Origin of the sequence: Acetobacter estunensis, from assembly GCF_011516945.1 — a bacterium.
Lineage (GTDB): Bacteria > Pseudomonadota > Alphaproteobacteria > Acetobacterales > Acetobacteraceae > Acetobacter > Acetobacter estunensis.
In genome coordinates this window covers 1-18,454 of record NZ_WOTH01000022.1, presented here as the reverse complement: position 1 = coordinate 18,454, position 18,454 = coordinate 1, and the positions used below count along the sequence as shown (strand labels likewise).

The 18,454-nt window shown below is 56.7% G+C and carries 24 protein-coding genes; 9 read left to right on the top strand and 15 right to left on the bottom strand.

What is annotated here, in order from left to right:
* Nucleotides 1-6: 6 nt before the first annotated feature.
* On the bottom strand, nt 7-216 hold the full coding sequence (locus GOB87_RS10740) for a hypothetical protein (protein ID WP_007284577.1): 210 nt from the start codon (nt 214-216) through the stop codon (nt 7-9).
* Nucleotides 217-883: 667 nt separating this feature from the next.
* Complete coding sequence (locus tag GOB87_RS10730; RefSeq protein ID WP_035367714.1) at nt 884-1,309, bottom strand: hypothetical protein; 426 nt, start codon at nt 1,307-1,309, stop codon at nt 884-886.
* Between the two features lie 285 nt (nt 1,310-1,594).
* On the opposite strand from GOB87_RS10730, the gene GOB87_RS10725 reads away from it, so the two are divergent.
* From GOB87_RS10725 to GOB87_RS10705, 4 genes are all read left to right on the top strand, one after another.
* Complete coding sequence (locus GOB87_RS10725; RefSeq protein WP_155116683.1) at nt 1,595-1,816, top strand: hypothetical protein; 222 nt, start codon at nt 1,595-1,597, stop codon at nt 1,814-1,816.
* A 247-nt stretch (nt 1,817-2,063) separates the two neighbouring features.
* The gene (locus GOB87_RS10720) at nt 2,064-3,557 is read left to right on the top strand and encodes an aldehyde dehydrogenase family protein (protein WP_166316416.1); all 1,494 of its coding nucleotides are present in this window, start codon (nt 2,064-2,066) and stop codon (nt 3,555-3,557) included.
* Nucleotides 3,558-3,740: 183 nt separating this feature from the next.
* Entirely contained in the window at nt 3,741-3,869 is a 129-nt protein-coding gene (locus GOB87_RS10710) for a hypothetical protein (RefSeq protein WP_198911712.1), read from the top strand.
* 30 nt (nt 3,870-3,899) lie between these two features.
* Nucleotides 3,900-4,871, top strand: a complete 972-nt coding sequence (locus tag GOB87_RS10705; protein ID WP_075595225.1) for an LLM class oxidoreductase — start codon at nt 3,900-3,902, stop codon at nt 4,869-4,871.
* A 59-nt stretch (nt 4,872-4,930) separates the two neighbouring features.
* On the opposite strand, the gene GOB87_RS10700 is transcribed toward GOB87_RS10705, so the two are convergent.
* From GOB87_RS10700 to GOB87_RS10655, 9 genes are all read right to left on the bottom strand, one after another.
* Complete coding sequence (locus GOB87_RS10700; protein WP_075595226.1) at nt 4,931-5,251, bottom strand: DUF7673 family protein; 321 nt, start codon at nt 5,249-5,251, stop codon at nt 4,931-4,933.
* Nucleotides 5,252-5,297: 46 nt separating this feature from the next.
* Complete coding sequence (locus GOB87_RS10695; protein ID WP_242006319.1) at nt 5,298-5,810, bottom strand: hypothetical protein; 513 nt, start codon at nt 5,808-5,810, stop codon at nt 5,298-5,300.
* A complete protein-coding gene (locus tag GOB87_RS10690) occupies nt 5,803-6,036 on the bottom strand; it encodes a hypothetical protein (protein ID WP_035367701.1) in 234 nt (77 codons plus the stop codon). The genes GOB87_RS10695 and GOB87_RS10690 overlap by 8 nt, the downstream gene beginning before the upstream one ends.
* A complete protein-coding gene (locus GOB87_RS10685) occupies nt 6,033-6,296 on the bottom strand; it encodes a hypothetical protein (RefSeq protein WP_228120939.1) in 264 nt (87 codons plus the stop codon). The genes GOB87_RS10690 and GOB87_RS10685 overlap by 4 nt, the downstream gene beginning before the upstream one ends.
* 71 nt (nt 6,297-6,367) lie before the next feature.
* Complete coding sequence (locus tag GOB87_RS10680) at nt 6,368-6,853, bottom strand: hypothetical protein (RefSeq protein WP_228120936.1); 486 nt, start codon at nt 6,851-6,853, stop codon at nt 6,368-6,370.
* 97 nt (nt 6,854-6,950) lie between these two features.
* Entirely contained in the window at nt 6,951-7,346 is a 396-nt protein-coding gene (locus tag GOB87_RS10675; RefSeq protein ID WP_035367697.1) for a hypothetical protein, read from the bottom strand.
* Between the two features lie 182 nt (nt 7,347-7,528).
* Nucleotides 7,529-8,071, bottom strand: a complete 543-nt coding sequence (locus tag GOB87_RS10670) for a hypothetical protein (protein ID WP_035367704.1) — start codon at nt 8,069-8,071, stop codon at nt 7,529-7,531.
* Nucleotides 8,072-8,841: 770 nt separating this feature from the next.
* Complete coding sequence (locus tag GOB87_RS10660) at nt 8,842-9,162, bottom strand: hypothetical protein (RefSeq protein WP_035367763.1); 321 nt, start codon at nt 9,160-9,162, stop codon at nt 8,842-8,844.
* 63 nt (nt 9,163-9,225) lie between these two features.
* Complete coding sequence (locus GOB87_RS10655) at nt 9,226-10,101, bottom strand: DUF932 domain-containing protein (RefSeq protein ID WP_035367761.1); 876 nt, start codon at nt 10,099-10,101, stop codon at nt 9,226-9,228.
* Nucleotides 10,102-10,733: 632 nt separating this feature from the next.
* Here GOB87_RS10655 and GOB87_RS10645 point away from each other — a divergent pair.
* Together GOB87_RS10645 and GOB87_RS10640 are read left to right on the top strand one after the other, a co-directional pair.
* Nucleotides 10,734-11,402, top strand: coding sequence for a hypothetical protein (locus tag GOB87_RS10645; protein WP_035367659.1), 669 nt, complete (start codon nt 10,734-10,736; stop codon nt 11,400-11,402).
* Nucleotides 11,403-11,449: 47 nt separating this feature from the next.
* Entirely contained in the window at nt 11,450-11,710 is a 261-nt protein-coding gene (locus GOB87_RS10640) for a helix-turn-helix domain-containing transcriptional regulator (protein ID WP_035367658.1), read from the top strand.
* A 110-nt stretch (nt 11,711-11,820) separates the two neighbouring features.
* Here the strand turns inward: GOB87_RS10640 and GOB87_RS10635 are convergent.
* Nucleotides 11,821-12,655 (bottom strand): IS5-like element IS1031A family transposase gene (locus GOB87_RS10635; protein WP_408737134.1). Its coding sequence is split into 2 segments (ribosomal slippage): nt 11,821-12,258 and nt 12,260-12,655, totalling 834 coding nucleotides; the frame shifts between segments, so codons are not numbered across the junction.
* Nucleotides 12,656-12,688: 33 nt separating this feature from the next.
* Nucleotides 12,689-13,972, bottom strand: a complete 1,284-nt coding sequence (locus GOB87_RS10630) for a hypothetical protein (RefSeq protein ID WP_242006318.1) — start codon at nt 13,970-13,972, stop codon at nt 12,689-12,691.
* Between the two features lie 535 nt (nt 13,973-14,507).
* Here GOB87_RS10630 and rfbB point away from each other — a divergent pair.
* Together rfbB and rfbA are read left to right on the top strand one after the other, a co-directional pair.
* Nucleotides 14,508-15,563 (top strand): dTDP-glucose 4,6-dehydratase, encoded by a 1,056-nt coding sequence (gene rfbB, locus GOB87_RS10625; protein WP_129552040.1) that lies wholly within the window; start codon nt 14,508-14,510, stop codon nt 15,561-15,563.
* A complete protein-coding gene (rfbA, locus tag GOB87_RS10620; RefSeq protein WP_129552041.1) occupies nt 15,560-16,477 on the top strand; it encodes a glucose-1-phosphate thymidylyltransferase RfbA in 918 nt (305 codons plus the stop codon). Before rfbB ends, rfbA begins: the two co-directional genes overlap by 4 nt.
* Before the next feature lie 121 nt (nt 16,478-16,598).
* Here rfbA and GOB87_RS10615 read toward each other — a convergent pair whose 3' ends face one another.
* Both GOB87_RS10615 and GOB87_RS10610 read right to left on the bottom strand, forming a co-directional pair.
* Nucleotides 16,599-17,348 carry a TVP38/TMEM64 family protein gene (locus GOB87_RS10615; RefSeq protein WP_129552042.1) on the bottom strand — a complete coding sequence of 250 codons (750 nt, stop codon included), beginning with the start codon at nt 17,346-17,348 and terminating at the stop codon, nt 16,599-16,601.
* Entirely contained in the window at nt 17,345-18,085 is a 741-nt protein-coding gene (locus GOB87_RS10610) for a glycosyltransferase family 2 protein (protein WP_166316407.1), read from the bottom strand. Before GOB87_RS10610 ends, GOB87_RS10615 begins: the two co-directional genes overlap by 4 nt.
* A gap of 162 nt (nt 18,086-18,247) precedes the next feature.
* On the opposite strand from GOB87_RS10610, the gene GOB87_RS10605 reads away from it, so the two are divergent.
* A partial coding sequence (locus GOB87_RS10605) for a transposase (RefSeq protein ID WP_166316404.1) occupies nt 18,248-18,454 on the top strand: 207 nt, incomplete at its 3' end.

The window sequence follows — 18,454 nt, the reverse complement described above, 5'->3', positions numbered from 1 at the left end:
GCTCCTTCAATGATTGATAAGTGTGAGGCAGAACATCAGCGCGACGAAGCTGCCAAAACAGCAACAGGCAAGAGCGCCACAAAGAAGACAGCGCGGGTTTTCCAGAACGCCTTCTGATGGAGCCTCTGGGACTTCCGACAGATACGCGGCGGCAAAGAAAACAAAGGTTAAAACACCGAATACTCCGGCGAAAACAGACAGATAAACATCTGACATAGGGTTTACCCTCCCTCCACCGGGCGGCTGGGGATTGGTCCCGCCTTCCCGCCCGGTGTTCTTATTATATACACGATATAATAAGAGAGAGGCAAGAGAAAAATGCAGTCTTTCACACAGAAAATGGCGGTTTCCCGACAAAAATTACCCTTGTATCCGCCCCCTCAAAACCCCAGCCTTTCGTTCGACCTGCCAGCGGCAGGGCGAAAGGCAGCGCAGCGACGCCTTTCGTCCCGACACCTTCAGATCCGCCGGCAACGCAGCGCAGGTCTAGGGGGCATCTCAGGGGACCCGTCTGCACGGAGCGACCAAAGGGAGCGCAGGAAGATGGGGTGGATGATCCCCTAGACCGGAGCGAGGCTGCTGGCATCAGCGCAGCCCCCTTGGGGGGGCGAGCATCGGGGGGATATACCGGGCTTCCGATCGTTACCCGGATGGGCGGAGACAGATGGCGACCGCAGCGCAGCGCAGCGCAGGGCGGCGGCTGGCTCCGGTGAGTTGGCCGGGAGACAGGTGCAGCGCACCTGGCTCGCGGCCTTACGAACTAGAGCGGAGATCAAGCCCCCGAAAAAAGCCCGCACGCATCATCCGTTATCGTAAAACTCTAGTCTTGTTCGCCAAGACAAGACTGACGTGCAGTGCGGAATACTTGGATGACCACGCGATCTTATCGCCGACGGAGTGGCTTTGCCGGCTTGGCCAGGATAAAATCACTGATCATGTTCGCGCGGGCAGTATAGTCCATCACTTCACTCATCATACGTGAGCGCTCATCAACCAATTTTGTCTCGGGATGATCCTTGCAATATTGTTCAACGCGCGCGCCAATTATCCTGACAACCGCGTTTTTGATGTTCTCTCGGATAGCGATCGAGCCCCATCCATTATCCACCACAAATTTTTTCAAATTCGCGATGGCTTCCCCTTCCAGATTGACCCGAGGAATACGATACCCTTCTCCTGCCCAGCTCATTACTCGAAACAGTAGTTGGTGAAACAGCAGCATCGTAGCCCTATGGGGGTCTTCAGGTGCAGGTTGGGAGGCAATCGGTGCAGGTTCGCATTCGGGCAAGTCTTCGCTGTCATCGACCATGATGGACTTCCTTTAATAAGTGAGCAGGCCAGTCCCACTCGTCCAAAATACTATAGCGAATGACTGGTAAAATATCATTCCCGGAACCCTCTTCCCGATATTTTACCAAGGCGCAGAGATAGGAACCATATCATCTATTATGGGGCTGCGAGCAGCGTTCCGTATGATCCGATAATCCGCTGCACGATCGCCTCGTTCTCTGCGGCGCCAGCGCACGAGTTCAAATAGGCCGCTCGCTTCGTCGCCGTTGCTCCTGGCTCGTATCCCCAAAAGCCCCATACCTGAATGCTGAAGAAGTCGCTGATAGGTCCGCCACATCCAGCACCAGATGCGGGCATGCCCGACATGCACAACAAGGTCGCGCAAGGCTCTGCGTGGGCCGCGGGCGAGTACGAAACAGCGACGCCGACCATTGCTGCCCCGATTGCAATAAGCAGTCTCTTCATGGCTGTGATTCCCTATTCGTGGGAACAGGAATTTCGCAGAAATTCACATTTTTCTCAATGAAAACCGCGCTAAACCGACAAAAAATCGATGTCTCAGATTTCAATCGAAACGTGTTCTCTTATCGGATTAAGCAGTAGGCGGACGCACAGTTAAGCATGAAGGCTTAGTTTAGCGGGGCAAAACAGCGAGCGCACTTGCGCACACGACACAGTACGACACCATGCATCTATAAATCCAGATATAGACATATCGCGATATGTAGCTATGTTGGCTATGTCATTCACACAGGTCACAGGAGTTCACCGCGTTGACACACAACCAGACCACTCCAAACCATGCCCCTGATAGCCACTACGGTCATTTCATCGACAACCAATGGGTTGACAGTGAAAGTGGCGAGACCATCGACAGTATCAACCCGGCTAACGGTGCATTCCTCACCAAGATTCCGCTCGGCACGGCTGGAGACGTAGACCGTGCTGTCCAGGCGGCTGCCCACGCATTCAAGTCCTGGGGCAAGACTTCTCCGGCTGAACGTGCCAACGCGCTGTTGAAGATTGCCGATCTGCTCGAAGCCGATGCCGAGCGTTTCGTGGCGTTTGAGAGCATGGATGTCGGCAAGCCGGTCCGCGAGGCCCGAGTGGATGTGCCGCTGGCCATCGACCATTTTCGCTACTTCGCCGGTGCGATACGCAGCCATTCGGATGAAGCTTCCATGCTTGACCACCAGACGATGAGTTTGACGCTGAGCGAACCACTCGGCGTAGTCGGTCAGGTCATCCCTTGGAACTTCCCTCTTCTGATGGCTGCCTGGAAAATCGCCCCAGCGATCGCCATGGGCAACACGGTGGTAATCAAGCCATCGGAAATGACACCGGTCACGATCCTGGAGTTGGCAAAGATTTTCGCCAAGGTTCTTCCGGCCGGCGTGGTCAACGTCGTCACTGGTCTGGGCACAGAGGTTGGCCAAGCGATTCTCGATCATCCCCAGATCGCCAAGCTCGCTTTCACCGGCTCGACGCGTATCGGCGAAGTCGTGGCGGCTGCGGCAGCCAAGAGGATCATTCCCGCCACGCTAGAGCTTGGCGGGAAGTCAGCCAACATCATATTTCCTGATGCCAATTGGGATCGGGCTGTCGAGGCGGCTGCACTTGGCATTCTTTGGAACCAGGGCGAAGTATGCGAGTCCGGCTCTCGCCTGTTCGTGCATGAGTCAATCTATGAGCGCTTCGTCGCCGAGCTCAAGGAGCGCTTTGAAAAGGTTCGCGTGGGCAATCCACTCGACCCTAATACACAGATGGGTGCCCAGGTCAGCCAGATCCAGACCGACCGCATCATGGGCTACATCGAGCTGGCCAAGGAAGAAGGTGCCCGCATCCTGACGGGTGGTGAGCGACTGACTGGCGGTGAATACGATGCCGGCTTCTTCATCAAGCCGACGATCATCGTCGACGTGCGCAATGACATGCGCATCGCCCAAGAGGAGATATTCGGACCGGTCGTCACCGTGCTGCCGTTCAAGGATGAAGACGAAGTGGTGGCGCTGGCCAATGCTTCCGACTATGGCCTAGCTGGCGCTGTCTGGACCCAGGACATCAACCGTGCAATCCGTGTGGCACGGGCCATCGAAACCGGTCGTATGTGGGTCAACACCTACCACGAAATTCCGGCCCATGCCCCGTTCGGTGGATACAAGAAGTCCGGTCTCGGTCGTGAAACTCACAAGTCCATGTTGGACGCGTACAGTGAGAAGAAGAACATCTATATCAGCCTGAACGAAGCGCCGCTCGGCGTGTTTTGAGTTCAATTCATCGCCAAGATTTTCCCTAACAACATCGAGGTTTCTGGATATTTAGGAATATTGGAATGGGCGGGGAAATACTGTTTGGAAGCACACTGTTGGGACCTTCCACCCTGAAAAACCGTATCGTGCTCCCGCCCATTCCGAACGACCTTATGGCCGCCCCCTTCCGTCAGCGAGCAGGTGCGGGATGGGGGCGATCTGATCGCGTTCGGTCGTCCCTTCATCACCAACCCGGATTTGCCTGAGCGCATCACTCAGGACTGGCCGCGTTCGCAGCTTCGACGCGGCAGTGACGCTGCGCGCGGATGATGGAAACCTTGAGGCCAGAGGAGCCTGAAAATGTATCAGCCAAGTACAACCCCTTATCAGCAGCACCGGGGGTTCGGTCGAGCCTTCAAGGCCGGCCACTTGAGACTGGGGCTGTTTTTTCCCATCGAGGCCTTCCAGGGCGATACGCCGACGATGTGCAACCAGGTCGAGTTGGGCCGTCGTGCGGAAGCACTGGGCTTCTCCGCGCTCTGGTTCCGGGACGTGCCGTTGCGCGATCCCAGCTTCGGCGATGTAGGCCAGGTTTTTGATCCCTGGGTCTACTTGGGCTTCATCGCAGCACAGACGTCCACAATTGCGCTGGGAACTGCGTCGATAGCGATCCCGCTGCGCAACCCACTGCACACGGCCAAGGCGGCTGCAAGCGTGGACCAGTTGAGTGGTGGCCGCTTCCTAATGGGCGTCGCCTCGGGCGACAGACCTGTGGAGTTCCCTGCATTTGACGTTGACCCGGATCAACGAGGCAACATTTTCCAAGAACATCTGGAAGTGATCCGCAAAGCTCAGCGAACCAGCTTCGAGCCGCTGCAATGGAGTAGCGGCCGATTGGAGAGTGCGGACCTGATTCCGAAGCCGACTACGGACGAGATCCCATTTTTCGTGACGGGCAACAGTCGCCAGTCCATAGAATGGATCGCGCGGGAGAGTTCTGGGTGGATCACCTATCCACGGGCACCCCAATTGCAGAAGACGATGGTGGCGAAATGGCGAGAGGCGGTCAAAGCCCAAGTTGGGGACGTCTACAAACCTTTCCTCCAGTCGCTTTACATTGACCTGGACGTACGTCCGGACGCACCGCCGGTGTCAATCCATCTGGGCTACCGGCTGGGTCGAAATCATCTGATGGCGCTATTGGAGTCGCTTGAGTCGATTGGCGTCGATCATGTAATTCTCAATCTCAAGTATGGCCATCGTCCGGCATCAGAAGTCATTGATGAACTTGGCTCTTATATCGTGCCGCGGTTTAGCGCACACTCGCCATGAGGCCGCAAGAGATCAACTCGTTATGGGGTGGCGCGGCCCTTGGGGCCAGCACCTTGCGGTCAACGCATCGTCATCTGGTTATGATCGGCCAGTGCCGGTCGCCATTGCGCGATGATCGCGGCGAATTCCGGGCCAAGGGTAGGATCGAGCTGATCGGGGTAATTGCCGGCCTGACCAATTAGACCGAAAACGACTGTCATATCTTCCACGATGGCCCTATCGAGCGCCCATAGCGACGTGAGATCAAACGATCCGCACGATCCTGCATTCCACCATGCCAGCAGGAAATCCGCGACACGTCGCGATTGTCCCGTATCACCCTTTGCAATTTTAATCAGGCGTGCCAGTGCCGCCCGTTGATTGTCCTGTTTCGCGGTCATGGGTTTTTTCCGTGGTTTGTTGGTTTGAGCTGGCGGGCTGTGAGCGTCACCCCACAAAGGGTTTCCAGGTCCATTTTGCAGTCAGGTCTTCGTCATCAATCTCGAAGCCCATTTCCTTCAGTCCGGTCAGGACCATGTTCACGAGGCGCATTCCTGGGTGCTCGCGCATCCAAAGTTCTGCCGCAACGCGGACATAGACCGGCAGGCTGACAGAGAGCCCGACCAGCTCGCCCGTGTCGTCGCCCGTGTGCGGTTTGAGACGCCGCTTGCGTTCGGGCACCAGATCCTCGCGCTCCACATGCACGCCGATCGTGTTCAGCGCCTGAAGGATGGCGCAGCGCATGGAGGTGTCGTTATCGTTTACATACTCTTCGAGCTGCCGGCGCACTGCGGGCTTGACGCGGAACAGCGTCAGGCGCGGGGTGCGATCAAGGACAGGGACAGCAGACGCGGATTCAGACATCGAAACTCTTTCAAGGCACAGATCCTCTCCTTTAACATATATCGGATATAATAACGAGAGAGCCGGCCGCCCGCTGCCGTGGGCAGGGTCAAACATGCGCTTCTCCGAGATAGATGCCATAGCGGGGCCGGATCTTCGATCCGGGCCTCAATTTCAGGTCCATTGCCCACAGGGAAACCGACATGCCGCGCCTGCGCGCGAGCTGCACGGCCGACCGTGCTGCCGTGTCCCGGCTTTCCTTGACAGCCAGGACCGACAGGTCCGGGCCGGCCAGATAGACATGGCGATGCTTCGCCACCCGTCGCGATGCGAGGTAGGTCATGACGCCAGCCCTCCCATACGCGATGACACCCGACACGCACGCTCTAGCCCGACCAGAAGATCCGCGAGGACCTGGCGGGGCAGGGGATGGGTGCCAAGCGCCACGATCCGGCCGCCCTCCATCTGGACGGGCAAACGAACCGATCCCACGCGGATATGTGCGGGGAAGGGGCCATCGGCGCCGACCGGGTATCCCGGCCGAGCAACAGACATCCGCTCATAGCGGCGGACGAGAGCTTCGTATCTCACGCGATCAGTCATCGCTTCATCCTTTTATATCCGCGATATAATAGAGACACGGACGTTTACCACGATCGTCCGTGCCTGCTGGCCTAGTCGTCCAGGTGAGCTTCCCCGGCTGGCTCGGCGTCATCAGGGGGCGGCTCCCGTAGGGCGGCATCGACCAGTGATCTGAGCCGTGACACGGGCACCATGATCCGGAAGGCCATGCCGTAGGTATCGGCCGCGCTTTGCACCCATGATCGGATGCGCTCGACTGGCGCATTCTCTGCTTTCATCGCCACGGCCAGGCTCATGAGATGGGCCATCAGCTCATCCAGCTCGAACTCGACAACCCGTAAGGCATCTTCGAGACTGTACTCGGCGAGTTTTTCAAAATCCGCCGAAATATTCTGGCGTTCTGCTTCCTCTGCCAGTTTGGCTTCCAGATGGGACACGGCATCGACATAGCTCGTGAGATCCATCAGGACCATTTTCGCTTCGGTCCGTGCATCGACCATGATGCGCAGGGCAAGAACCGCATCGGCTACCGGTCCGGTTCGCTTGCCATTCGCAGGACTGTCATTTGTCTGCGTCATGCTCCGCTTCCGGCCCATATTTATTGACGATATGGCATTCATGCTGCGGTCCTCCTGCCGAAATCACAACAAAAACCCGTTTGTTTTTTGAATCGCTTCAGTCGATACGCAGCCCCGTGCTGTCGATACGGGAGAGAACGGTATCTGTTGTCATCCAGCCCGCCACCCGACCGAAGCCGATGAACGGGACCAGGACGGTATAAACAGAGTCCAGATCGTAGCTGGTGCGCTGATCCCGTGGACCTTCCCACAGGCATGACAGCACCAAGCCCTCGATCTCGGTGCCGTCGCTGCCGATGGTCGTGACCCACAGATCCGGCAGGACGGCGGCTTCGCAGGCGCGAACGCGGCCCTTACGGGTCCAGTAGGCCATCAGATCCGGCTTTGTCTTCATCGCCGAAATCGTGCTGTATTCGTCGCGATCCAGCCGGATCAGCGGCAAGGTATTGTGAAGAGGCGATACCTGTTTTTCGGCGTGGTCTTCCTTGGACATAGGGCTATCCTCCCTGTGCGACGGATCGAACGATTTTATCCTCCCTGTGCGACGGATCGAACGATTTTATCCTCCCGGCCCGCCTCTAATATATACGAGATATAATAAAGAGGGTTCAAGAGAAAAATGCAATTTTTCTCGCGAATGGTGGAGAGGCCGGCAAGACGGCCTCTCTCCCGGATTCAGGCGCAGGCTGCCTGCTCTTGCTCGGCCAGTATCTCAGCATGGAAGGCTTCCATCGCGCGCTGGCTTTCTTCAGGGTCGATCAGGTAGGCATGAAAGCCGGTGAGGACGGTAAAGCCCGCCGCTTCCAGCGCCTGTTGTACGTCGGTGATACCCCATAGGGCACTCGCATACTCGGCCTCTTCGCGCTGCTCGTCTGGGACATATTCCAGGCCACATGATGCGGCTTCATAACGGGCGATCGCGTCGTCCTCGGCGTCATCATAGACGCCATACCTGACGCTGAAATCGACGGTCATGGAACTGCTGGCCCGGGCCTGTTTCATCGCCTCTTCAAAGTGCTGGACATAATACATCCGGTCACGCAGTTCGTTTCGGGTCGCATAGGAATCTTCCGAGGTATCAGCCAGCCGGTCGGACAGGCGGCTGTACCATGCCTTCGTATCGGTGATGGCGCGATCAAGAACGTCCGCTGGATTGGGGCGAGGTGGCATCTTTTTAGAGCGGAACAGGAAGCCCACCAGACCGGAAAGAAGTGACATAGGGTTTACCCTCCCTGCACCGGGCGGGGAGGGAGGACCATCCCCCCACGTTTTCCCGCCCGGTGTTCTTATTATATACACGATATAATAATAGAGAGGCAAGAGAAAAATGCAGTTTTTCACACAGAAAATGGCGGTTTCCCGACAAAAATTACCCTTGTATCCGCCCCCTCAAAGCCCCAGCCTTTCGTTCGACCTGCCAGCGGCAGGGCGAAAGGCAGCGCAGCGACGCCTTTCGTCCCGACACCTTCAGATCCGCCGGCAACGCAGCGCAGGTCTAGGGGGCATCTCAGGGGACCCGTCTGCACGGAGCGACCAAAGGGAGCGCAGGAAGATGGGGTGGATGATCCCCTAGACCGGAGCGAGGCTGCTGGCATCAGCGCAGCCCCCTTGGGGGGGCGAGCATCGGGGGGATATACCGGGCTTCCGATCGTTACCCGGATGGGCGGAGACAGATGGCGACCGCAGCGCAGCGCAGGGCGGCGGCTGGCTCCGGTGAGTTGGTCGGGAGACAGGTGCGCGCACCTGGCTCGCGGCCTTACGAACTAGAGCGGAAATCAAGCCCCCGAAAAAGCCCGCACGAGCACCCAGCTTGCGCGGCATCAGTGCGAAAATTGGCCGATTCAGGATACACCAGAGGATACGGAACAGGACACGTTAGAGGCTACGCTAGAGGATACGGCGGCCGGTAGGCCGCCCGGCTACTCTTAGCCCGCGAAGCGGGCTTCCGGTTCGGCGCGCGCGGAAATGGGGGCATATCGCCCCCGGAGTCAGATGTCTTTGCGTTCGCCCTCCCATGCCCTCAACGGCGAGTTGCCCTCCCTTCCGCAAAAGGGGCAGGTGGCCGGGTCGGGTGCGGGGTCGATGCCTTCATAGGTCCAGCCATTGCCACATGACAGGCAATCATAATCGGCCCCGGCAAGTCTGCTCTGGTGCGAGAGGGCTTTGATGGCCGAGGCGATATTGTCGAACATCTGATAGCCGACATCCTGCGGTGTCCCGACGTGTGAGCGGACAAGGGCGGCGGCTTCGTCGAAGCTCAAGGGGCGCTCGGTGGGAATGGTCTGCGCAATTTCGAATGCTTCGCTCATGGGTTACGTTCCATCCTGAAGGGCAGGGGGCACGCCTCGGGTGAGGCGTGCCGGATGACGGGATCAGGCGGCGTCCTGCATGAATGCTCCGCCTCCTTTCAGCCGGGCCATTTCCTCGTTGAGACGCCACAGGGCGCGGTTGATCTTCACGTCCGCATCAATGGCTTTGACTTCGCGGGTGGACACGCGACGGCGGCGGCCGTTGGCATCGCGCCCCCATGCCCGGAGACCGCCCCGGATGACGTTTTCCTGCACCACGTTTCCGACGGTCCACAGATCGGAACCGAGATCATCACGGCGGCGCGGGGCCAGAAGCTGGCGCGGCTCGATCGGGGTTTCGGCTTCCTCCCCGAAGCGGATTTCATGGGCCGCCCCGGCAAGGATCATCTGTTCGTCATGGTTCAGGCTGACACCGGACCAAGCGTCTGCGGCTTCAACCGCGCGGCAGCTCTCGGACAGCACCTTGAAGCTGCCCTCGATGACCTGCGCCATCACGTCGCCCTTGTGGTGGACGGACACGGAAGCAAGCTCCCGATCTGACACCATCAGCCCGTTAAGGCAGACCAGACGCATCAGCCCGGCCATGACCTTATAGGCGCTCGTGCCGTCATGGCTGTTGACCAGCACGACTTCCGGATAGATGCCGCCGACCTTGCGGACGGTCCCGGCTTCGCCCTTGTGACGGAAGCGGATCAGGTGCTTGGTAAAATCCGCCTTACCCGGCACGCGCGAACCGCCCTGCTTGGCATAGACCGGCTCGAAGCCTTCTTTCCGCATTCCCGCGAGCACTTCATAAGTGGGGATGTAGGCGTATCGGTCGCTGCGGCTCTCGTGCTTGTCTTCCGCGAAGATGGACTTCGCCAGATGGCGCAGGGCTTCGTCGGACAGCGGATCGCGGCCGAGATTGCGGGAAAAGCGAGAAGAAACGAAATGATTCATGGGTTTACCCTCCCGTGGCCCCGGTGATGGGGGAGACCGTCTCCCTCCTTTTCGTCCGGTGCCCTTATTATATACGCGATATAATAAGGGTCTGGCAAGAGAAAAATGCAAAAATTCTCCGAAAAAATTCCCGTTCAGCACGAAAAAACCGCTTGCCAAAAACCGGATCAAAGCCCCAGCCTTTCGTTCGACCTGCCAGCGGCAGGGCGAAAGGCAGCGCAGCGACGCCTTTCGTCCCGACACCTTCAGATCCGCCGGCAACGCAGCGCAGGTCTAGGGGTCATCTCAGGGGACCCGTCTGCACGGAGCGACCAAAGGGAGCGCAGGAAGATGGGGTGGATGATCCCCTAGACCGGAGCGAGGCTGCTGGCATCAGCGCAGCCCCCTTGGGGGGGGCGAGCATCGGGGGGATATACCGGGCTTCCGATCGTTACCCGGATGGGCGGAGACAGATGGCGACCGCAGCGCAGCGCAGGGCGGCGGCTGGCTCCGGTGAGTTGGTCGGGAGACAGGGGCAGCGCACCTGGCTCGCGGCCTTACGAACTAGAGCGGAGATCAAGCCCCCGAAAGATAGCTCTCCCACATTCCGATGACCGAAAGAATTTCATGGCAATCACAAAAAGAGAAAAATCTTGTCTGACACTCAACTGATTTCAGCATGTCGAGCTTTTGTATCGTTCAAGGACCGACTGGATGAAAGCCTGACGGAAGTCGATGATCCGTATGAACGCTTCTACGAACGCAGGGCGATTTTTCCGAAGAAATTTCTACGCGACGCGCTTCCCTTTTCCGATGCGTTTTACAGCTATGATGACATGGTTCCAGAGACTATCGACCCGACGCTTGTCATCTCGGGGCAGTATCGGGACCGACCGGATCAGGGGAGAGATTACGATCACGAGATCATGGAATGGTCTGATGGTATTGTGAGCGATAACGACAAATATTGCTCAGAGGCCCCGAGATATGCCCGTATCGGAACGATGCCGCTTTACGTGGCTCTCGAAGGCAAGAACCGGGTGACTTTGTTCAAGCGTCATCAGCGCCCGATGCGGGCCTTTATCACGCCGGTAGCCTTTCCGGCTCCATCGGATCTGACGATCGTGCGGTTTTCCCCGTTCGGCGCTTACGGATTGGCTTATCAGGATGAACCAGCCAGAATCATTCCCTATCCTGAAGTCGCCCTGCCCCTTCTGACGGCTTATGGCGTTACCAGCCAAGAGAAAAGCTGGTCGCTGCGGGCTGCTGGATACGCCCGCACAGCACAGAAGGAAATCAGAAAATCTCGCATGGCACCATAGAAAACCAGCTACTGCCGCGCCCCAATAGCAAGGACTTGGAATACCCGATGAAGACTTCTGGACTGGATGTGTTTGATAGCGTCAAGGCGGCACAAGATCCTCGGATGCAGGAGGAACTTCTGAACATGGCATGGGCAGATGGCGACGCAGCGGCGTTTGCTCATGCTCTTTCGGTCATAGCGCGCGCGCAGGGAGCGGACGATATTGCGAAGGAAGCCCTGTCTGGAAAAGGCGATCTCGACCTGACCAGCCTGTTCCGCATCATGTCGGCGTTCGGCATAAAGGTGACGTTTCATGCGGCGGACTGATGCGGCACACGCCGAAGGGATGGCGGCCTGTCGGGCCGCCACAGAGCAGTCAGCCCCCGCGAGGGGGCTTCAGTTTCAAGTGTCCGCTTAGAGCCCGATCCGAAAGTTTTTCAAGCTTGACAATGCCTTGCTGTCCGTCGTGTGAGCATGCGGATCGAGGCGATCAATGCCCATGCGGTTGAGGACGCAATGGATTGTTCCCAATCTTTGGCGAGCCGCCTGCACCGTCCCAGCCAGGCGAATGTCCGTTCAACCACCCAGCGGCGCGGCAGGATCTGAAAGCCTTTCACCGTATCGGACCGCCTGATGATTTCGACCGTCCATTTTCCCATGGAGGCGAGCGCGGATCGCAATTTCTCGCCAGCATAGCCGCCATCAGCGAAGATGTGGCGCAGCCAGGGAAAGCGCCTGCGTATTGCCGCCAGGACATCAACGGCCCCATCACGATCCTGGATATCGGCGGCATGAACGAGGAGAAAGATCAGGAAGCCGCAGGTATCAGTCACGATATGGCGCTTGCGGCCCTTGACCTTCCTGCCCGCGTCATAAGCCCGAAAGCCCGCCGCTTTCCGTAGTTTTCACCGACTGGCTGTCAATCACGCCCGCGCTCGGGGAGGCTTCACGCCCCTCGATCTCGCGCAGGCTCATGACCAGCACCGTATTCATGACCTCGAACAGCCCGGTATCACGCCAGGCGTAAAAATAGCGCCTGACGGTCGAGACCGGCGGAAAGCATTTCGGCAGCAGGCGCCACGCGCACCCGGCCGAGGCTATGTAGAGCATCGCGTTGACCACCTCGCGCATATCCGTCGTGCGAGGGCGACCGCCCCGTTTCGCAGGGGGCACAAATGGCACGATCAAAGCCCATTCCCCGTCCATCATATCCGATGGATATCGCAGTCCTTCCCGGCTATGTTCACGTCGGGCAATACCAGTCCATGTCATCATTCACTCCATCTCTTCGTAAAGACGGATGAATCACAACAGGCTGGTATTGTTCAAAAACTTTCGGATCAGGCTCTTATAAGCGTGCCTGTTAACATAACGAAGGCATGCACTGACAGTATTCGATGCAAGGAGAAGATCTGTCACGCAGGATACAAGGAGTGTGACGAGTGACCACCACATTGCCTCTCGCACAAGCCATAACCCTGTCTGCACAAGGCTGTAACCATGGTGCCGGATTGTGGCGGCAGCCACGGCCACGATGTCATGGTACCATGCGCCTGACCATAACAGGCCGATTGCCAGAGGCAGGGCATACCGGAAAATGCGGATATTGCTGGTATCGCGCAGCACAGACAGGGCGGGCAGCACGAGGATGAGATGCACGGCACGGTAGCCGATATTCTGCGCCGTAAAGAAGCAACTCAGGATCAGCAGTGCACCGACCAGCAGGAACGCGCGTTCCCGCTCGTTCAATACGGTGAGCGCGCCACATTCATGCGAACGCGTTCCAAGCCGTACCCCAATACTGATTGCCAAAAGGGACAGGGCAAGCCGAATGATTTTTAGGGCGACAGGCGGCAGGCCCAGCCGTTCGGTCAGGCCACCGCCCAGCGTGACCGAGCCAAACATGTCTCCAAAATACGAACCGGTTGGAATCAGTGATAATGCCCGGACCAGATCATGCCAGGTCACAATGGAAAACAGGGCAACGGCCATTATACTTGCGGCGGCAACTGCCATGAACCGGCCGGGGCGCTCGCGCGTGGCAATCAGCATTAGGGTCATGGGGTAGTATTTGAGCAGCCCGGCCAGCAGGGCACACCCATACCCCAGCAGGCGCCATCTGTCGGACTGGCACACCAGTGTCGCAGCCCCCACGGCAAGCACGAACAGCACGAGATCATTATTCCCGCGCTCCATTGCAAACACGGTTGCGCTTGATACGATGCCCGCCGTAATCCACCTTGCATTCCGCCACGACCGTCCAACCGGCAGGAGCGAAAGCGAAAGGAGAAAAATAATATCCACGCCCATGCCAATCGGAGGTAGCCATGCCCGTGTCATGGGAAACACTCTCAGCACAGTCCACAGTGGTGAATAGTCGTATACACGATTGAGGACATCGCAGGGATTGGCGGCATAAACATCCACTCCCTTGTTGATACAGCGGATCGCGGAAAGCACTGTATCCGTGTCAACGAATGGGAAATCGAAAGGCTTGATTCCCCAGAATTGTATGATCTCATGATAGAGCGGCATGAAACCAAGGCAGTACAGCGCCACCATGACAAGGAAGAATGCCGTGCCAATCATTGCTGGAAATACCAGCCTTGCAAGCCGCTCTGCCACAGTGAATTTTTCCTTTCCCATAAGGCAATAATGGCACTTATGATAAGCTTGTTGCCCGTTAATGTCACGCCGACCGCATGGTCACAGAATGTAGCAGTGCGTGCTGTGTCCCGGATGTAAAATCGCGGCGTCTGTAGCAGTTCATTGAAATACGAATGCGTTTATCTGCATGTGTTTAGAAGCAGGGCAGGGCTTCATACGGCTATCGTGAAGTGGGCCTTCCACAACCCGCAATGCCCGCGTACGGCGCCGGTTGGACTTACGCTCAATGAAGTGTATCATGAAACCTTGGCACCATCGGGTTCGGAGTTTTAACTTTAGGTTCCGATGGTTGGCGGAAATGCCGCCACAATGGCAGTGTGACAGGGCAGGTCGAATGGTTCCGTCTTTGTTATGGGTAAGTTGAGGACCAAATGAGGTGAATTGAGGCAAAGGCAATCGACTGATCTGTATTTATTTCGTAAAACAATCAATAAGTATTTGGAATTAGATAGACACAATGAGGATAGTGCTGAGTGGAGGGTGCGGGTTTATCGGTTCCGCCGTGGTAAGACACCTCATTCACAAAACAGAACATAGTGTCCTTAATGTCGACTGCATGACCTATGCGGCATCGCCCGAGGCCGTGGCGGAAGTCGCATCCAGCAGCTCTTACCGCCACGTTGCCGCCAATATCCTTGATGCTCCGGCGATGAAACACGTGTTTGAAACCTATCAGCCCGATGCCGTCATGCACCTTGCGGCGGAAAGCCATGTGGACCGTTCCATAGATGGGCCGGGCGTGTTCATGCAGAGCAACGTGATTGGTACCTATACGTTACTCGAAGCGGCGCACACCTACTGGAAGGGACTGGATGCCGCCCGGCAGAAAGCTTTCCGTTTTCATCATATTTCAACCGATGAGGTTTTCGGCCATCTGGGTGCTGGCGACCCGCCCTTTACCGAAACCACGCCCTATGATCCCCGCAGCCCCTATTCCGCATCCAAGGCGGCGTCCGACCATATCGTGCGGGCCTGGCACCATACCTATGGCCTGCCCACCTTCGTGACCAACACGACGAATAATTACGGTATCTGGCATTTCCCCGAAAAACTTATCCCGTTGGCCACCATCAACGCCATCGAGGGCAAGAACCTGCCGGTTTACGGCACGGGTGAGAACATCCGCGACTGGCTGTTTGTCGAAGACCATGCCGAGGCGCTTGTGCGGGCCATCGAACACGGCCAGCCCGGTGAAACCTACGCCATTGGCGCGCGCCAGCCCCGTACCAACCTGCAGGTGGTCAAAACCATCTGTGCTGTGCTGGATGAACTTGCGCCTGACCCCAAAGGTCCGCGTGAACGCCTGATCCAGTTTGTCAACGACCGTCCGGGCCACGATTTCCGGTATGAAATTGATCCCACCCACGCAGAACAGGCGCTGGGGTGGAAAGCGCGGCATGATTTCGAAACCGGCATACGGCGCACGGTCCAATGGTATCTAGACAACCGGGTCTGGTGGGAAGGCATCCGCGCCCAACGCTATACAGGCCAGAGGCTGGGAACCCAAGCATGACAACCGCATCCGCTACGACACAAGCCAAGCCGATAAAGGGCATTTTGCTGGCCGGTGGGTCTGGAACGCGCCTGCATCCGATGACGCTTGCAACATCCAAGCAGTTGCTGCCCGTCTATGACAAGCCGATGATCTACTATCCCCTCACGACCCTCATGCTGGCGGGCATCCAGGATATCCTGATCATCACCACACCGCAGGATATGCCGCAGTTCCAACGGCTTCTGGGCAATGGATCGCAGTTCGGGGTCCGTTTCACCTATCGTATCCAGTCTTCGCCCGATGGGCTGGCACAGGCCTTCCTGATCGGGGAAGATTGGATAGATGGTGCGCCCTGCGCGCTGGCGCTGGGTGACAACCTGATCTTTGCCGATCACCTGAGTGGCCTGCTGCAGGCTGCGGCACAGCGGGTCCAGCAGGCGAAAGGTGCCACCGTCTTTGCCTATCAGGTACGTGACCCGGAACGGTATGGCGTGGTCTCTTTCGATGCGCATGGCCGTGCATTGAGTATTGTCGAAAAACCTGAGCAGCCCGAATCCAGCTGGGCCGTGACCGGATTGTATTTCTATGATCAACGCGTGACGGAGTTTGCACGGCAGGTCAGGCCAAGTGCACGCGGTGAACTGGAAATCACCGACCTGAACAAGATGTACCTGGAAGAAGGCACGCTGCATGTTGACCGGTTGGGACGCGGCTGCGCCTGGCTGGATGCCGGCATGCCCGACAGCCTGATGCAGGCGGGCAATTTCGTGCAGACCATTCAGTCCCGGCAGGGCATGCTGGTCGGGTCACCTACTGAGGTTGCGTTCCGCATGGGGTATATTGACCGTGACGCCCTGCTGGCGCAGGCAAAGAAGATGAGCAAGACCGAACTGGGCTACATGCTGCGCCTTGTTGGACAACAGCAGGGCTGAAAGAAAAAGGCGCATGAAAGTTGAACGTCTGGACATTCGTGATGTCGGTCTGCTTTCATGCCTTTGTTATCCGGTCGATGGGACAGGTGTCACCTTTGTGTTCAGGCGACTGAATGCCAGATCACTCAATATGCTTAGACAGAATTCTTGAGATGACACGGCTAAGGTGCCCGACTAATACAACCGTACCTATGCCTCCCATCACGAGAATGGCAGTATGCACCCATGAAACGCTTGCATCGGTAGCAGAGCTGAAGCCTTGTACCGTTAATGCCCCTATGGTGATGTACCCCAGCAGCGCCGGAAGTGAGGCGAGCGTACCGATTACATAAGCCCGAAGGGACAGGGCGCTCATGCCCAGTGCATAACTGGTAATGGAAAAGGGCATAATAGGGGAAAGACGGAAAAGACAGGCAATTTTCCACCCTTCTGCTGAGAGAACTTGATCAAGCTTGTCTAGTTTGGCGCTTTTACGCAGGATGCGGTGAATGAAGCCGCGCAGGAAAGTCCGGGAAAGTCCGAAGGAAATCAGCGCCCCGATCATGGTTGCGGGCGCGGCAAGGAGAAAGCCGTCTACGATACCATAGGCGGCGCCAATTCCCATTGCCGTGGCTGAAGCGGGCAGGATGCCGCACAACGCCACTATGATCTGGATAAGTTCATAGGTTATCCAGCTATGATATATACTGTTACTATTGGCAAGGGCAAGCATAGTATGAACAGTATATGAAATATCATCATACCGTAAAAAAATAATACCAGAAAAAATTATTATAAAAGAAAAACATAAAAGAAAAAGCTTGCGATTAAAATCGCTGCTTTTTCTGGAAATATTGTTGAACTTATAATTTTTTCTGGGGTGTATGATCATTTTCTGAAAATTTTATCGCGGTAAATACCCAGACGGTTTAACCGGTAGGCAGCCGACGTTTTCAAAACGCCAAGGCCATATTTGACACTACGGCGGAAATTAATGGAGGATGCTTCAGCAAAGTAACGTGTCGGACATGAAATTTCGCCAATCGTAAAGCCTGCATTGACAACCTGCGCCAACATCTGGTTGTCGAAAACAAAATCATCCGAGCACAGGTCCAGCGGCAGTGCTTCAAGCACTTCCTTGCGCCAGCCCCGGTAGCCGGTATGATATTCTGACAGCTTGGCATTCATGAGGATGTTTTGCGTCAAGGTCAGGGCACGGTTTGCCACGTATTTATATAGCGGCATGCCACCTTTCAGCGCGCCCTTGCCCAATATGCGTGAGGCAATGACGACACCATAATGGCCTGATGTCAGCATGGCTGCCATGGCCCGGATCAGGCGTGGAGAATACTGATAGTCAGGATGAAGCATGATGATGATGTCAGCACCCCGTGCCAAGGCGCTTTCATAGCATGTCTTCTGGTTGCCGCCGTAACCACGGTTTCTGTTATGTTCTATAACATGGATTCCGAGTGAACGCGCAAGCTCTGCCGTGTTATCTTTACTGGCGTCATCAGTCAAAATGACATCATCCACGATATCCATCGGAATTTCGTCATATGTCTGTTGCAGGGTTTTCGCTGCGTTATACGCTGGCAGAACCACTGCAATCCGCTTGCCATCCATCATAAAAGTTAGAGCTTTCTGTCAGTAAACTACATAAACCGCGCAATCAGATACACGGTTTATCGTAAATTTCCTAGCAGTCTGTCGGGTTGGCCATTTAGAAGTGGTCCCCATTTTTCGGACAGGGCGATAAGCTATCATCTGGCCTGAACGAGGACGTGTTTTATGGGCAAGGTTACGCGGAAACGGTATGCGGCGGAGTTCAAATCACGGGTTGCCCTGGAGGCGATCCGTGGGGAACTGACGCTGGCGGAGTTGGCGTCGAAACATGGCGTGCATCAGACGATGATCGCCCAATGGAAGCGCCAGGCGATCGAAGGCATGGCAAGCCTTTTTTCTGGTAAGTCAGTAACGGAACCTTCAGTCAGCCCT

Coding starts and splice junctions, on each gene's coding strand:
- GOB87_RS10700 (WP_075595226.1), bottom strand. CDS start 5,251: ATGACCGCGAAACAGGACAATCAACGGGCGGCACTGGCACGCCTGATT.
- GOB87_RS10705 (WP_075595225.1), top strand. CDS start 3,900: ATGTATCAGCCAAGTACAACCCCTTATCAGCAGCACCGGGGGTTCGGT.
- GOB87_RS10725 (WP_155116683.1), top strand. CDS start 1,595: ATGCTGAAGAAGTCGCTGATAGGTCCGCCACATCCAGCACCAGATGCG.
- GOB87_RS10640 (WP_035367658.1), top strand. CDS start 11,450: ATGAAGACTTCTGGACTGGATGTGTTTGATAGCGTCAAGGCGGCACAA.
- GOB87_RS10610 (WP_166316407.1), bottom strand. CDS start 18,085: ATGATGGATGGCAAGCGGATTGCAGTGGTTCTGCCAGCGTATAACGCA.
- GOB87_RS10740 (WP_007284577.1), bottom strand. CDS start 216: ATGTCAGATGTTTATCTGTCTGTTTTCGCCGGAGTATTCGGTGTTTTA.
- GOB87_RS10685 (WP_228120939.1), bottom strand. CDS start 6,296: ATGACTGATCGCGTGAGATACGAAGCTCTCGTCCGCCGCTATGAGCGG.
- GOB87_RS10695 (WP_242006319.1), bottom strand. CDS start 5,810: ATGTTTGACCCTGCCCACGGCAGCGGGCGGCCGGCTCTCTCGTTATTA.
- GOB87_RS10670 (WP_035367704.1), bottom strand. CDS start 8,071: ATGTCACTTCTTTCCGGTCTGGTGGGCTTCCTGTTCCGCTCTAAAAAG.
- GOB87_RS10660 (WP_035367763.1), bottom strand. CDS start 9,162: ATGAGCGAAGCATTCGAAATTGCGCAGACCATTCCCACCGAGCGCCCC.
- GOB87_RS10615 (WP_129552042.1), bottom strand. CDS start 17,348: ATGATCATACACCCCAGAAAAAATTATAAGTTCAACAATATTTCCAGA.
- rfbB (WP_129552040.1), top strand. CDS start 14,508: ATGAGGATAGTGCTGAGTGGAGGGTGCGGGTTTATCGGTTCCGCCGTG.
- GOB87_RS10690 (WP_035367701.1), bottom strand. CDS start 6,036: ATGACCTACCTCGCATCGCGACGGGTGGCGAAGCATCGCCATGTCTAT.
- GOB87_RS10630 (WP_242006318.1), bottom strand. CDS start 13,972: ATGATTGGCACGGCATTCTTCCTTGTCATGGTGGCGCTGTACTGCCTT.
- GOB87_RS10730 (WP_035367714.1), bottom strand. CDS start 1,309: ATGGTCGATGACAGCGAAGACTTGCCCGAATGCGAACCTGCACCGATT.
- rfbA (WP_129552041.1), top strand. CDS start 15,560: ATGACAACCGCATCCGCTACGACACAAGCCAAGCCGATAAAGGGCATT.
- GOB87_RS10680 (WP_228120936.1), bottom strand. CDS start 6,853: ATGACGCAGACAAATGACAGTCCTGCGAATGGCAAGCGAACCGGACCG.
- GOB87_RS10655 (WP_035367761.1), bottom strand. CDS start 10,101: ATGAATCATTTCGTTTCTTCTCGCTTTTCCCGCAATCTCGGCCGCGAT.
- GOB87_RS10675 (WP_035367697.1), bottom strand. CDS start 7,346: ATGTCCAAGGAAGACCACGCCGAAAAACAGGTATCGCCTCTTCACAAT.